Origin of the sequence: Roseobacter cerasinus (assembly GCF_009811755.1) — a bacterium.
GTDB lineage: Bacteria > Pseudomonadota > Alphaproteobacteria > Rhodobacterales > Rhodobacteraceae > Roseobacter > Roseobacter cerasinus.
Window position 1 is genome coordinate 742,337 of sequence record NZ_BLIV01000002.1, and the last position, 13,754, is coordinate 756,090.

The 13,754-nt window shown below is 61.4% G+C and carries 15 protein-coding genes; 10 read left to right on the plus strand and 5 right to left on the minus strand.

Features of this window, described 5'->3' with window-relative positions:
* Positions 1–69 precede the first annotated feature (69 nt).
* From boxC to So717_RS07510, 6 genes are all read left to right on the plus strand, one after another.
* Positions 70–1,728, plus strand: a complete 1,659-nt coding sequence (boxC, locus tag So717_RS07485) for a 2,3-epoxybenzoyl-CoA dihydrolase (protein WP_202981898.1) — start codon at positions 70–72, stop codon at positions 1,726–1,728.
* 98 nt (positions 1,729–1,826) lie between these two features.
* On the plus strand, positions 1,827–3,278 hold the full coding sequence (gene boxB, locus So717_RS07490) for a benzoyl-CoA 2,3-epoxidase subunit BoxB (RefSeq protein ID WP_159975577.1): 1,452 nt from the start codon (positions 1,827–1,829) through the stop codon (positions 3,276–3,278).
* A gap of 86 nt (positions 3,279–3,364) precedes the next feature.
* The gene (locus So717_RS07495) at positions 3,365–3,508 is read left to right on the plus strand and encodes a hypothetical protein (RefSeq protein ID WP_159975578.1); all 144 of its coding nucleotides are present in this window, start codon (positions 3,365–3,367) and stop codon (positions 3,506–3,508) included.
* Positions 3,505–4,701, plus strand: a complete 1,197-nt coding sequence (boxA, locus tag So717_RS07500; protein ID WP_159975579.1) for a benzoyl-CoA 2,3-epoxidase subunit BoxA — start codon at positions 3,505–3,507, stop codon at positions 4,699–4,701. The genes So717_RS07495 and boxA overlap by 4 nt, the downstream gene beginning before the upstream one ends.
* Positions 4,702–4,749: 48 nt before the next feature.
* Positions 4,750–5,634 carry a helix-turn-helix transcriptional regulator gene (locus So717_RS07505; protein ID WP_159975580.1) on the plus strand — a complete coding sequence of 295 codons (885 nt, stop codon included), beginning with the start codon at positions 4,750–4,752 and terminating at the stop codon, positions 5,632–5,634.
* A complete protein-coding gene (locus So717_RS07510; RefSeq protein WP_159975581.1) occupies positions 5,631–6,212 on the plus strand; it encodes a 3-hydroxyacyl-CoA dehydrogenase family protein in 582 nt (193 codons plus the stop codon). The genes So717_RS07505 and So717_RS07510 overlap by 4 nt, the downstream gene beginning before the upstream one ends.
* A 66-nt stretch (positions 6,213–6,278) precedes the next feature.
* Here the strand turns inward: So717_RS07510 and So717_RS07515 are convergent, their stop codons facing one another.
* Complete coding sequence (locus tag So717_RS07515) at positions 6,279–7,943, minus strand: ABC transporter substrate-binding protein (protein ID WP_159975582.1); 1,665 nt, start codon at positions 7,941–7,943, stop codon at positions 6,279–6,281.
* A gap of 178 nt (positions 7,944–8,121) precedes the next feature.
* Here So717_RS07515 and So717_RS07520 point away from each other — a divergent pair, with 178 nt between their 5' ends.
* On the plus strand, positions 8,122–8,610 hold the full coding sequence (locus So717_RS07520) for a RidA family protein (protein ID WP_438810640.1): 489 nt from the start codon (positions 8,122–8,124) through the stop codon (positions 8,608–8,610).
* Here the strand turns inward: So717_RS07520 and So717_RS07525 are convergent.
* The 4 genes from So717_RS07525 to So717_RS07540 form a co-directional block, all read right to left on the minus strand.
* Positions 8,607–8,822: a hypothetical protein gene (locus So717_RS07525; RefSeq protein WP_159975583.1), complete on the minus strand. Its 216-nt coding sequence runs from the start codon at positions 8,820–8,822 to the stop codon at positions 8,607–8,609. The two genes, So717_RS07520 and So717_RS07525, sit on opposite strands and share 4 nt — an antisense overlap.
* A complete protein-coding gene (locus tag So717_RS07530; RefSeq protein WP_238840725.1) occupies positions 8,819–9,364 on the minus strand; it encodes a DinB family protein in 546 nt (181 codons plus the stop codon). Before So717_RS07530 ends, So717_RS07525 begins: the two co-directional genes overlap by 4 nt.
* Positions 9,365–9,582: 218 nt before the next feature.
* On the minus strand, positions 9,583–10,407 hold the full coding sequence (locus tag So717_RS07535) for a spondin domain-containing protein (RefSeq protein WP_159975584.1): 825 nt from the start codon (positions 10,405–10,407) through the stop codon (positions 9,583–9,585).
* Between the two features lie 146 nt (positions 10,408–10,553).
* Positions 10,554–11,363 carry a division plane positioning ATPase MipZ gene (locus tag So717_RS07540; protein ID WP_159975585.1) on the minus strand — a complete coding sequence of 270 codons (810 nt, stop codon included), beginning with the start codon at positions 11,361–11,363 and terminating at the stop codon, positions 10,554–10,556.
* A gap of 209 nt (positions 11,364–11,572) precedes the next feature.
* Here So717_RS07540 and So717_RS07545 point away from each other — a divergent pair, with 209 nt between their 5' ends.
* The 3 genes from So717_RS07545 (at position 11,573) to So717_RS07555 (ending at position 13,665) form a co-directional block, all read left to right on the plus strand.
* The gene (locus tag So717_RS07545; RefSeq protein WP_159975586.1) at positions 11,573–11,872 is read left to right on the plus strand and encodes a hypothetical protein; all 300 of its coding nucleotides are present in this window, start codon (positions 11,573–11,575) and stop codon (positions 11,870–11,872) included.
* The gene (locus tag So717_RS07550; RefSeq protein ID WP_159975588.1) at positions 11,869–12,309 is read left to right on the plus strand and encodes a hypothetical protein; all 441 of its coding nucleotides are present in this window, start codon (positions 11,869–11,871) and stop codon (positions 12,307–12,309) included. Before So717_RS07545 ends, So717_RS07550 begins: the two co-directional genes overlap by 4 nt.
* 114 nt (positions 12,310–12,423) lie before the next feature.
* Positions 12,424–13,665, plus strand: a complete 1,242-nt coding sequence (locus tag So717_RS07555; protein ID WP_159975590.1) for a methyl-accepting chemotaxis protein — start codon at positions 12,424–12,426, stop codon at positions 13,663–13,665.
* Positions 13,666–13,754 lie beyond the last annotated feature (89 nt).

A 13,754-nucleotide genomic window follows, 5' to 3' on the forward strand; every position in this document is an offset into this window, starting at 1 on the left:
TGGCAGCGTACCGCCCATGCGATGATTTATAATGCATGACTGATGAGCATGCGGGTGAAAGGGCAACACTTGAGCAAACGCATCGACTTTCAGGTGGACCCCCTCGCCATGACGCACTGGCGGGTTGAATACGATGGTGCCATTGCCACGCTCTATATGGATGTAGACGAGGATGGCGGGCTGTTCGAGGGGTATCAGCTCAAGCTCAATTCCTACGATCTCGGGGTCGATATTGAGCTTGCTGATGTAGTGCAGCGCATGCGGTTTGAGCACCCCGAGGTGAAGGTTGTTGTTCTGCGCTCCGCCAAGGACAGGGTGTTTTGCGCCGGGGCCAACATCCGCATGCTGGGCGCGGCAGAGCATGCGCATAAGGTCAATTTCTGCAAATTCACCAATGAGACACGGAACACGTTCGAGGCGGCGCTTGAGGACAGTGGGCAGAACTACATCTGCGCGATCCAAGGCGCCTGCGCGGGCGGCGGCTATGAGCTTGCGCTGGCCTGCAATCACATCATGCTAACGGATGACAGCACCTCGTCTGTGGCGCTGCCCGAGGTGCCGTTGCTGGCGGTTTTGCCGGGCACCGGTGGGCTGACCCGCGTGACCGACAAGCGCAAGGTCCGTCGCGATCTGGCGGATGTCTTCTGCTCGGTGGAGGAAGGGGTCAAGGGCAAGCGGGCGTTACAGTGGCGACTGGTCGATGAGGTTGTCCCGAACGCGACATTTGATGAGGCTGTGGCTGCGCGCGCGCAGGCTTTCGCTGCGGCGTCAGATAAGCCCGACGTGCCCAAGGGGATTGCGTTGAAACCCCTGAAACGGGTGTTTGAGCCGGATGCTGTGTTCTACTCCACTGTGTCAGTGGCGCTTGACCGTGCAGGCAGGCGTGCTGTGGTCACCATCCTTGGCCCGGAAACGGAGGCAGCGGCGGATATGGGGGCCTTCGAAGCGGAAGGCTCCGATGCCTGGATGCTGCGCTGCGCGCGCGAGCTGGATGATGCCATCCTGCATCTGCGCAGCAACGAAGGGACGCTTGGCCTGATAGAGATTCAGACCCAAGGCAGGCCGGACCTCGTGGTCGCGCATGAGGCGTTGCTGCTGCGGCACGCGGATCACTGGCTGGCAAATGAGGTGCTGTGCCTGTGGAAGCGCGTGCTGAAACGGCTCGACATGACGTCGCGCAGTCTGGTGGCGCTGGTCGAGCACGGCTCCTGTTTCGCTGGTGTTCTGGCCGAGCTGCTCTGGGCGGTGGATCGCAGCTACATGATGCTGGAGCCCTTTGAGGAGGATGACAGGCCGCTTGCCGCACTGCATCTGACGTCCGGCAACTTCGGGCTTTACCTTATGGGCAACGGCTTGAGCCGGCTTGAGACCCGCTTTCTCGGCGCGCCGGAGGATGTCGCAATTCTGGAGCAGAAGATCGGTACCGCGCTAGAGGCGGAGCAGGCTGAGGTGCTGGGGCTTGTGACCTATGCCTATGACGACATCGACTGGGAAGACGAAGTGCGACTCTTTCGCGAGGAGCGCGCCAGTTTCTCGCCGGATGCGATGACGGGTATGGAGGCCAACCTGCGGTTTGCAGGCCCCGAGACGATGGAGACGCGCATCTTCGGGCGTCTGACGGCCTGGCAGAACTGGATTTTCCAACGCTCGAATGCCGTGGGGCCGGAGGGGGCGCTGCAGCGATACGGCACCGGGGTGCGGGGGGTCTACGATATGGAACGTGTTTAGCACGGGTGGCCTGAAAGCCCACCCTACCTGCCAGCACAGACCTCACGACAGGCAGGTTAGGTGGGCTTTCAGGCCACCCCATCCCAGAGGAGGACGGAATGCTCGATCTGATCAATGTGAGCTACGACAGTCAAATTCCCAATAATGTCGGCTTGAGTTCCGACAAGAAGGTGCTGAAGGCGCTTGAGAAATGGCATCCGGGCTACATCAACTGGTGGAATGACCTCATTCCGCAGAATTTTCAGGAGAGCATGGTCTATCTGCGCACGGCTGTGTCGGTGGACCCGAAGGGCTGGGCCAAGTTCGACTACGTCAAGATGCCGGAGTATCGCTGGGGGGTGCTGCTGGCTCCTGCCGTCGAGGACCGGCGTATCCCGATGGGGGAGCATTGCGGCGAGCCTGCCTGGCAGGAGGTGCCGGGTGAGTATCGCAATATGCTCAAGCGGCTGATCGTGATCCAGGGCGACACCGAACCCGGATCGGTGGAGCAGCAGCGGTTTCTGGGCCTTACGGCGCCGTCGCTCTACGACATGCGCAACCTATTTCAGGTCAATGTGGAGGAAGGGCGGCACCTCTGGGCCATGGTTTACCTGCTGCAGAAATATTTTGGCCGCGACGGGCGGGAAGAGGCGGACGATCTGCTCGTGCGCTCCTCGGGTTCCGAGGAGGCGCCGCGCATGCTGGGGGCCTTCAACGAGGAAACGCCCGATTGGCTCAGCTTTTTCATGTTCACCTATTTCACCGACCGGGACGGCAAGATGCAGCTCGAAAGCCTCGCGCAGTCGGGGTTCGACCCGCTCAGCCGCACCTGTCGCTTCATGCTGACCGAAGAAGCGCACCACATGTTTGTGGGCGAGACCGGGGTGGGGCGCACCATTCAGGCGACGCTGGCGGCGATGTCCGAGGCTGGCATCGCGGACCCAACCGACATCAACGCCATCCGTGACCTCGGGGTGATCGACCTGCCGACCATCCAGAAAAAGCTCAACCTGCACTATACACTCAGCCTCGATCTCTTTGGTCAGGAGGTCTCGACCAATGCGGCCAATGCGTTCAACGCAGGGATAAAGGGCCGCTATATGGAGCAGCGGATCGATGATGATCACAAGCTGCAGAACGATACTTACCCGGTCACTTCGATCACAGATGGCAAAATTCTGACGGAGGATGTCCCAGCGCTGACTGCTATCAACATGCGCTTGCGTGACGACTATGTTCGCGATGCCTCTGGCGGGGTGGGGCGCTGGAACAAGATGATCGCAAAGGCGGGCATCGAGTTTGCGCTGAAGCTGCCGCATGAAGGCTTCCACCGTCAGATCGGCGTTTTTTCGACGGTCGCGGTGGACCCGGATGGCAATATCATCTCCGCCGAAGACTGGGCCAAGCGGCGGGACGACTGGCTGCCCACCAAGGCCGATGGCGACTTTATCCAGTCGCTGATGGTGCCCTGCTATGAGCCGGGGCAATACGCCTCATGGATCGCGCCGCCCAAGGTGGGCATCGACAACAAGCCCGGAGACTTCGAATACGTGCAACTGCACATGGCTTGACCTGCATCAAGGCGCCCGTGGGTCGGGCCAGTTTTACTGGCCCGCATCACCGAACCCATCCCGATCATCGAGAGGAACCCGGACCCATGACACATCAAACCGCAAAATCCCCTGTTCTGCCCCGCGCGAACTGCATCGGCTGCACCGATTGCAAAGGCCTGTGCCGCGCCATCGTAGAGATGGCGCTGCTGCCCGAGACGGTGCTGCGACACCCCACCGCCAGCCCATGACGACACCTGTTAAACAACATCTGATCGACCCCGAGATCTGCATCCGCTGTTACACCTGTGAGATGACCTGCCCAATCGGGGCGATTCAGCACGACGACACCAATGTCGTGGTCGACCCGGACACCTGCAATTTCTGCATGGATTGCATCCCGGTCTGCCCCACCGGCTCCATCGATGAGTGGCGTGTGGTGGAGACGCCCTACAGTCTGGACGACCAATACGGTTTCGATGAACTGCCCGAGCAAGGCGATATCACCCTGCCAGAGAACGCCGAAGCGGATGAGATCGAGGCGCTGGACGATGCCGTGGCCGCTCTTCTGGCCGAGGCGCATAAAGGCACGGGCGGGCGGGCGCGCGCGCCTGCGACGGCCTCGAAACCCACAATCAACCTGCACCCCCTGTCCAACCCGGCGGCTGCGACGGTGCAAGGCAACTACCGTTTGACCGACCCCGACAGTGAAAATGATGTGCGTCACATCGTACTGGACCTTGGTCGCCTGCCGTTCCCAATTTTGGAAGGTCAAAGCATCGGGATCGTACCGCCCGGTCTCGATGCGACCGGCAAGCCACACTTGCCGAGGCTCTACTCCATCTCCAACCCGCGCGATGGAGAGCGGCCGGGGTTCAACAACCTGTCGCTGACGGTAAAGCGGGAGCCGCGGGGTCTGTGTTCAAACTACGTTTGCGATCTGCAAAAGGGTCAGGAGGTGCAGATCACCGGGCCCTTTGGCGCGACCTTTCTGCTGCCGTCCGACCCCAATGCGCATCTGCTGATGATCTGCACAGGCACCGGCTCCGCGCCGTTTCGAGGCTTCACCATGCGGCGGCAGCGCGAGAGGCCCGACGCACGAGACAGCCTGACGCTGATCTTCGGGGCACGCAGTGCGCGCGATCTGCCGTACTTCGGGCCGCTCAAGAAGATCCCCGAAGACTTCATGCGCAAGGAGTTCGCATTCAGTCGCACGCCGGATCAGCCCAAGCAATATGTGCAGGACAAGCTGCGTGCGGCCTCGGGCCACATTGCGCCGCTTTTGGATAACGCGCAGTTGCACGTCTACATTTGTGGCCGCAAGGACATGGAGCAGGGTGTCGAGGACGCGCTCGCAGAGATCGCGGAGGGTGCGGGACGCGTCTGGTCGGATATGCGTGGGACCATGCGCGAGGAAGGTCGCTATCACGTTGAGACGTACTAGACGTACATGCTGCGGGCGAGCGGCTTGCACGGGGACTTTGACCGCGAGATGACGCACCCCCCCTCCGATCCCGCCGTGCCGCTGAAAGGGCTGCTGGCCGTGCGTGTCCGCGCCCTGCGCCAAGCGCAGAAGCTGTCGCGTCGCGCGCTGTCCGAACGCTCCGGCGTGTCGCCGCGCTATCTGGCGCAGCTGGAGGCGGGAGCCGGCAATATCTCGATCACGCTTTTGCAAAAGATCGCCGTGGCGCTGGAGGTGCCCGTGCAGGGGTTGCTGTCCGACGACACGCCGGAGGACCACGAGGTGCAGCGCATCGGCCAGCTTTATCTTGATGCGCCGGAGGCGGTGCAGCGCAAGGTCCGGCAGTTGCTGGCCGCGCAGAACCCTGCCGCGCTGCGCTCCGGGCGCATCTGCCTGATCGGGTTGCGGGGGGCGGGCAAGTCGACGCTGGGCCGGATGGCCAGCGAGGCGCTGCATCTGCCGTTTGTTGAACTGAACCGCCGGATCGAAGACGAAACGGGCATGCCGGTAGCCGAGGTGATCGCGCTCTACGGGCAGGATGGATACCGCCGGATGGAGGCGCAGGCCATCTCGCGCGTTGTCGCAGCCCATGACCGGCTGATCCTGGCTGTGGCGGGTGGGCTGGTTGCCGAGGAGACGACCTATCAGCAGGTGTTGGAGCAGTTCCACACGATCTGGCTTCAGGCCTCTCCGGCGGAGCATATGCAGCGGGTGCGGGCACAGGGGGACCTGCGCCCCATGGAGGGCAACCCCGCAGCGATGCAGCAGCTCAAATCCCTGCTGCAGGCCCGTGTCCCGCTTTATGAACGGGCCGAAGCGCGGGTGGATACGTCAAACAAGACAGTCAATGCCTCGCTCAATGACCTCATCAAGGTGATCGCGGCGGGCGGCTTTCTGCAGCGGTCGTCCGGGTGACCCGAGGGGAGCTGGCCGCGGTGATGGCAGCGGGCCTGACGCGGGCCGCCGACAGGTTGCTCTATGAGGCCACAACGCCGTGGGAGCTGGATGCCGCAATGACAGACTTCGGCTTTGCCACGGGCATTTGCGCAGCGCAGGACGATCTGGGGCTGGACGTGGCCAGGACTCGCTGTGGTCCGCATGCCACGCCGGTGTTGCCCCGCATGATCTCGGAGGGGCGGCTTGGGCGCTGCGTCGGCGTGGGCTGGTACCGCTATCCTGGCGGCGGGGGCGCGGTGGAAGATCCGCTGGTCGAGGATCTGCTGCGGGAGGAAGCCTGGTTCGGCGGCATTCAGCGGGTGCAGATGACGGACGGCGAAATGGTGATCCACCTGATCGCAGGCGCACTTGGGGCGGTGCTCTCCGCAAAGTCCGCCGGGGTGCACGCTGATCAGGTGGATGAGGCTAGTATTGCGGCCCTTGGATTTCCCGCTGATAAGGGTGGCCTTCTGAGCCATGCGCGACGTTTGGAGGAGGGCCGGTTGCAGGCCGCGATGGTGCGCCTTGGCGGTGACGTTGATCTTGTGCACCTCTGACGGTGCAGGTCGAGGGCGCCCCGAGGGGGCCGCGAGATATGCGGCCCCCTCGGGGCTCAGGTGTGATCAGGTCCAGGCCATGCGGGCGGGATGGAATTCGTTGGTGATATGGTGTTCGGCACCGACCAGCCCGTCCTTCGTGAAGTTGTAGAGCGACCGCCAGTACGGCTGGATCGTCACACCTTCTTCCCGAATGAGCGTCTGCATGACCTGCATCAGATTGCGGCGTTCGTCCACATCCGCCGTGGCCAGGGCCACATCGAGCATCTTGTCGAACTCTTCATTGGCCCAGCCAAACTCGTTCCAGGCCTCGCCGGAGCGGTAGGCCAGCGCCCAGACCTGCACGCCCAGTGGACGATGCGCCCAGTCGGTTGAGGAAAACGGGTATTTTGTCCAGTCGTTCCAGAAGGTGGTGCCGGGCAGGATCTTCCGCCTGACCTTGATGCCGGCATCTCGAAGCTGCGCTGCAACGGCATCGGTTGTATCCTTGCGCCAGGCATCATCGATGGAGATCAGCTCATGTTCGTAATCTCCCATGCCGGCCTCGTCCATCAGGGCCTTGGCCGCCGCCGGATCAACCTCGCGCGGCGGCAGCTCGGCATAGTCGGGGTGCATCGGCCCCACGTGGTGGTTTTCGGCTTCGATGCCGCGGCTGCCATAGCCCAGCTCCAAAAGCACCGCATTGTCGACCGCCATGGCCAGCGCCTGCCGCACCCGCTTGTCCGCATAGGGTGTCTTGCCGTCGATTTCGGCCAGTTGGTTGGGCCGGATCACAATGGTGGCCGCCGTGGCGATGGAGTTTTCCGTCCAGCCGTCCAGCGAGGCGAAGATGTCGATGAAATCCCCTTCGATGGAGTAAAGCGCGTCGATCTCATCCGCGTCCGCAGCGGCGATAAATGCCGAAGGGTCGGTGCCGTAGTCCACATATTCCAGACGGTCGATATAGGGGCCGCCAAAAACCTCCGTGCCCCACCAGCTGTGCTCGGTGTTCCTGACCAGCACGCCCTTGACGCCCACTTCCAGCGACTCCGGCAGAAACGGGCCGGTGCCCACCGGGTTCTCCAGCATCGTGGCCGCGTCAAAGCCCGCCGGTGTGATCGCTGCAGGATAATCCGCCATGCCGGGGATCAGCGAGATATCGGGTTTTGGCAAAACAAGTCTGACCGTGTGCGCGTCGACAACCGTGATGGCGCCGTCGATCGCGGTGCCGGTTTCACTGTCGATCAAGGTGGCAAAGCGCCCGGCCATGGAGTTGCCTTCGATCTCGCGTTCGCACCAGCCGGTGATGTTGCGGGCCACATCCTCAGCGGTGAAGGCGCTGCCGTCGTTCCATGTCACACCCTTGCGGACGTTCAGCGTGTATTCGGTGGCATCATCGTTGATTTCCCAGCTTTCCAGCAGGGCGGGCGTAAAGGTGCCGTCGTTTTCGTAGATGACCAGATATTCCAGCCAGCCACGGGAGAAATTGGAAATCTGCGGCCAGTCATAGGTGCGGGGGTCCTTCAGAGCGCGCACCTCCTGTTGGATGCGCACAACGCCACCCTCCTTATGCGCGGCGGCGCGGGCAGGCGGGGTCAGGCCGATCATTGCATAGGCTGTGGTCGTCGTGGCGCCAAAGGCGCTGGCCACGGCCAGAAACTCGCGACGGCTGACCGGATCGGCCCCGACTTTGGCGGCGGACAAGACAACGGTCTTCGGCAGGGGGCTGCCGGTGCGGGTGAAAAATGTCATGTTGGTCCTCTCTGTCCTTAGACGAAACATTGGCGCGAGATTGCCGGTCCTTGGTGTCGGCGCGGTGACACAGTTGATCTGCTGTCCTTGGTTTTGCCCAAAGCGGGTTGGGGTGAGTTTCAAATGTCGCGCCGGTGGCGTCAACCCTTTGCCAGGCCGCGCGGCCTGACCACAGCCTTTGAGTGCAACATTTTCATATGCGGATCAAATCACCGGGTTTGCAGGCACCAGCGCCTGCGTCATGCTGCGCGGGTTCACAGTGACGGAGCCGGATATGAAAGCACTTGCGCCAGACAGTATCGCACCACCCTTCGCGCGCTACTCGCATGGGGTTGAGTTGCCAGCAGGCACGCGGCTGGTGCGAACCTCTGGTCAGCTTGGGCTGGCCGCAGATGGGAGCGTGCCTGCCGATGCGCAAAGCCAGGCTGAGATTTGTTTCGCCAACATCGCCGCGATTCTTGGTGAGGCCGGGATGACAGCCCAGAATGTCTGTCATCTCAGCGCCTATGTGACCGACCGCATGTATATGCAGGGGTACATGGCGGCGCGGGACGAGTTCTTGCGGGATGTGGCGGTCCTGCCGTCCTCGACTCTCGTGATCGTGTCGGGCTTCACCCGTCCGGAGTTTGTGGTCGAAGTGGAGGTTTGGGCCGCTGCTGCGCCTTAGCTGGCGTCGGGATGGTCCCGCCTGAGCAGGTTCTTCAGGCTCCACAGAAAAGTGCCGCCAAAGAAGACGCCCGCGATGCCGATCACTTCGAACATCGCTGGCCCCTTTGGCAGTCCGCGAAGCGCCAGGGCCACCGTCAGCAGCAGCAATCCTCCGGCGGAGACAATCATCCGCAGTTTGAGTTCCTTCCGGCTTGGCCCGTATTTGCTCATGCGCCAAAGGCCTCCGCTGTGGCAGCCCGGTCGAAACGCAGATGGAACTCGTCAAGCTGCGGTGGCGCGACCCCAAGTGCGTGCAGCTGCACATGGGCTTGCCCCCGATGGTGCACCTGATGCTGAAAGAGATGCAGAAGAAGTGCACTGACGGTTTCTTCATACAGACCATCGGCGCGCTCGGTTCTACGCGACTGCCCCAGTTCGGCAGGCGTCAATGCTTTGGAGAAGTCGATCAGGCGCCTATCGACTGCGGCCTGCCGGGCCGCGAGTTCGATGGTGTCATGCTCTGCCTCTCTCTGATAGACTTGTCGCCCAAGTCCCTCGCCTTCGAGCGCGTCCACGTAGTAGAGGTCGACCTCATAGATGTGGTTGAGTGTTTCAATCAGCGTTGGGAAGAACCCGGGCGCAGCGGCGTTGGGTGCCCCATCGGGCAACGTGTGGACCGCCGCGTATAGCGTCGCATTGGCCCAGGCGTTGTTCTGAGCCATGCGGACGTAAGGGTGCGCAACGTCAGAGGCTGTTCCGGGTGTCTGCATCATGCTTGGTCATCGGGCGGCGTCTTGCGCTTGTTCTTGGCCTGTCGCCAACGCAAGAGGAAAAACAGGGCAACAAAGACCCCGATCCAAAACAGAAGATCACCCAATGCCGTGCTCATGACCGGTATTTAGGTCGTGCTGGCCCGGCCGTCGAACATTTTTTGCAGCGCTGAAGGACCAGTGCGGGAAAGGGCCCAAGCCCGGGCCCTCCCCCAATCAGATTATGCGGTCGCCTTACGACGGGCCCGCCATCCCAGAAAGCCAATTGCGCCCAGCAGCAGCGGCGCGCTGGCGGGCAGTGGGACGGCTTCGATCTCGATGGTGAGCAAGTCGAATGCCCCCGGGTTCGAGATGAAATTGGCAAGCGCGGGGTTCAATGAGCCGCCTGTCGCCAGCAACACACCCGGCTCAAAGAGTTCATCCGACAGAGGGAGACCTTGCTGAATGCTGCCTTCGCCTGCGGGGCTGTCGCCAATGTTGGCGCCCTGCACAAAGGCAGCACCGGTCAGCCCGTTCGCTTCGGTGCCCGCATCATAGATCTGTGCGCCGGTGACGTTGATTGTGCGATTGCCGGTGAAGTTCCCCAAACCGTCAAACAGCTGATACGCTAGGGGGTTGTCATTTCCGATAAAGTGATCGTTCGATGGCAGGAGCATCGACAAAAACGTAAAGAATACCGCGCCTGAGCTTTCAATAGTGATCCTCCTCGATACGCTTTGGCCCGGCTGGATCGGTGGTGGGGGTGTCGGCGAGCCGAGAATGAGCCTTTGCGAGTCCGGGTCAACCGCCAGCCGTTCTTGTGCGACCGTGCCGGGCATGCCGGTTTCGGCCAGCAGTTCAATGCCGGGTGAGGCGGTGCCGCCTAGGTCAAATGCATCGAAGCTGCCATTGTGAAAAGCAGTGTAGAGCGGGGTAATGGCAAGCCCGCCTGCGGCCTGATTATTCGTCACTGTGATCTGCAGTGATCTGGCCTCTGCCGTCACGGCAAGGCTTGCGCCGACAGCCGTCACAGCCAGCGCCAGAAGGTGTCTGGTCAGTCTATTCATCTTTTACTCCTGTCAGATGTACCTTCCAGAACGGAAGGCTGAGGCACCCTAGGAGCGGGCGCAGATCACGGGATACTCAAACCCTCGTGAGATCGGCGCTCCTCTTCCGGTTGTGAAGAAAACTAAAATTGTCGTGAGCGGACGGTTTAGAAATTCACCGAAACACCCGGCAGGTCCAGCGCCTTCATCAGGTCGCGCAGTTCCTGTCGGGCCGCGACATTGGAGATGTTCAACTGCTTTACGCCCACATCCTTGAGGTCCAGCAGCGTCAATCCACGGGGGAAGAGTTCGCGAAAGACAACCCGTTCGGAAAAGCCAGGGGCGGTTCGGAAACCAATACGTTTGCTGAGCTTTGTGACCGCCCGTTCCATCTTTTCCTTGTTGACCATGCGCTGTGCGCCGATGCGGTTGCGCAGCACAATCCAGTCGATGGCTGAAAGTCCGGCCTGGGCGCGCAGTTGACGCGCGTTCCACACCATTTCTGAATAGACGGATGGCCCCAGTATCGTTTCCCCGGCGGAATCCGTCCGGGCCAGCAGATCGAAATCGACAAAGCTGTCGTTTAGCGGCGTGACCAGCGTGTCGGCAAGGGAATGGGCCACCTGGCTCAGACGCGTATGCGAGCCGGGGCAGTCTATCAGGATGAAATCGCTCTCCGGCTGAAGTGCGGACACGGCAATCGACAACCTGTGGTCATAGATGTTTTCACCCGGCTGCAGGGTCTCTGCAGGCACCTCGGGCAGATCGCGGGTAAAGGGGCTGGCCAGATCCAGCCCCGCCTTTTGCAGAAATGCACGTCGATTCTCGGTATAGCGGCCAAAGGTGCGCTGGCGCAGGTCAAGATCCAGCGCGCCGACCCTGTGGCCCATCCGTGCCAAAGCTGTCGCGACATGCATGGAAACGGTCGATTTGCCCGCGCCGCCCTTTTCGTTGCCGACGACGATAATATGCGCCATGACCGATCCTTTGCCCCAACCGCTTGCTGCGGTTTGTCTATTGCGGCGCACTATATGTAGGGTTTGATCCCTTGGGAAGAGAGCGGATCGTCGAAATTCTTTCGGACAGGCTCCTCTTCTCTTCAAGAGCTTCCTGCGCGGTTGGGGGGCGCCTCTTAGGGCGATGTAAACACTCCGCTGATAGCTGAGCTCCAGCAATCGAGGTTTGTATGCGGGTTATCGTTGTTACCGTCTCCATTCTGCTGGCCTCTTTGGCCGGCCCTCTGCTCGCACTTGCGACGGCAGAGCCGGTTGAGGGCGAGATCATGCTGGTCATTGGGCCAAGCGCATCCTTGCAGCCGGAGGTTATCGAGGCGTCCGGCGCACGGCTGGTGGGGCCACAGGTCGCACCATTCGGGGCGTTGGTGCAGCCTGCTGAGGCGACGCGGCCGGATGCGCTTCTGCACAGTGGCGCATGGCTGGTGGTGGATGGCCGATACCTCGCAATACTTTGTGGAGTACCAATATGACGTCAACTGAAACCTATCGGGACGAAGCCTGGATCGAAGCTGCCGACAAAGCGACCATGCAGGTGGCCATCGGCAGTGCCATGCTTGTTCCTTTTTCAGTCATGGCGGCTTGGATTGCTGGAAACGCCCTGCTGGCGGTGGCGCTGGTGGCTGCGATCTTCGCGGGTATGGCCTTTCTTGGCGCCCGTTTCTCTGGCCGGGCAGGCAGGGTGCTGGCCGCGATTGGCCTTGTTGGTCAGGCGATCTGCATCACGGCGGCCTTGGCCGGCCACCCCTGGCAGCTTGATGGGCACATGTTGTTCTTCGCCTTGCTGGCGGTTTGCATGATTATGTCGGAGCCGGTGGCAATCCTCGCTGCCGCTGCTGCAATCGCTGTTCACCACCTTGGCCTGTCGCTGGCGCTGCCGGCCCTGGTCTATCCATCGGTAGAGCTCTGAGCGAATCTTCAGCGCACAGCGCTTCATGGGGTGATCGTGGTGGTCGAAGCTGCCGTGCTTTGGGTGGCACTAAGAAGTCGAAACCGGGCATATCAGCAAACTCTGGCCAAGAATATGCAGATTGCGGCGTCCGCTGAAGAGACGCGTGAAGCGCTGGAGCGCGCGGAAGCATCACGTGGCGAGGCCGAAGAGGCGCTTGCCGCCGCGAATACTGCGCAGCAAGAAGCGTTTGAAGCCCGTACCTTGGCAGAACAGGAGACCCAGAACGCCATTGAAGCGGACCGGAAGGCGCGTGAAACAGAAGAGGCTGAACGCGAGGCGCGCTCCAAGATCGAAGCAGAGCAGAATCATGTGGTTGACACTCTTCGACATGCGCTCAAGGCGCTTTCGGAAGGTGATTTGTGTGAGCAGATCGACGATCCGCTGCCTGAGAAATATGAAGATCTGCGCAATGACTTCAACAGCGCCGTGTCGGCGCTGCGCGAGGCTATGACCGTCGTGCAGCAGAACGCCGGTACCATCATCGACGATGCGGCTGCCATCGAGAGCGCGGCGGACACGCTGGCCAAGCGGACGGAGTCGCAAGCCGCGACCCTGGAAGAGACGACGGCTGCGATATCCCAGATCGCGACCAATTCATCGAACACAGCGGAGAACGCGCAGCAGGCGAATGATGCGGTCAGCACCGCACGCAGCAAAGCCGGATCGTCAGATGAGATTGTGCAAAAGGCCGTCACCGCCATGTCGGAGATCGAAGCGTCTTCAGATCAGATCTCGAAGATCGTCGGTGTGATTGAAGACATTGCCTTTCAGACCAATCTGCTGGCCTTGAATGCCGGTGTCGAGGCAGCGCGGGCCGGTGAGACTGGACGGGGCTTTTCAGTGGTGGCCTCCGAGGTCCGGGAGTTGGCGGGCCGGTCGTCCGAAGCCGCCCGCGAGATCGGTGTGCTGATCGAGTCCAGTGGCAAACAGGTTGCGAACGGTGTTGCTTTGGTCAATGAGACCGGAACGGCGCTGCAGAGCATCAGCGAAGCCGTCGAAAACATTGACAGCCTGGTGTCCGTGATTGCCTCGGCAGCTCAGGAACAGTCTCTTAGCATTTCGGAATCCAACGCTGCCATGCGGCAGCTGGACGAGGTGACGCAACAAAACGCGGCGATGTTTGAGGAAACGAACGCTGTCACGCAATCTCTGGCGCAGCAGTCCGAGAGTTTGAAACAGGCCATGTCGCGCTTCTCCATCGGCGCGGCGGCACGCATGTCGGCAAATGGCACAGCACCCGCACCTGCGAGTGTTCGGAAGGCTGCAACACCTTCATTGACCTGCTCCCCTGAAATGTCCTCGAATTTTGGTTAGCCTGTTCTCCAACTGAGGAGACAGACGATGAAGAGAAGCCGTTTCAGCGAAGAACAGATCATTGGCATTCTGAAAGAGCACCAGGCTGG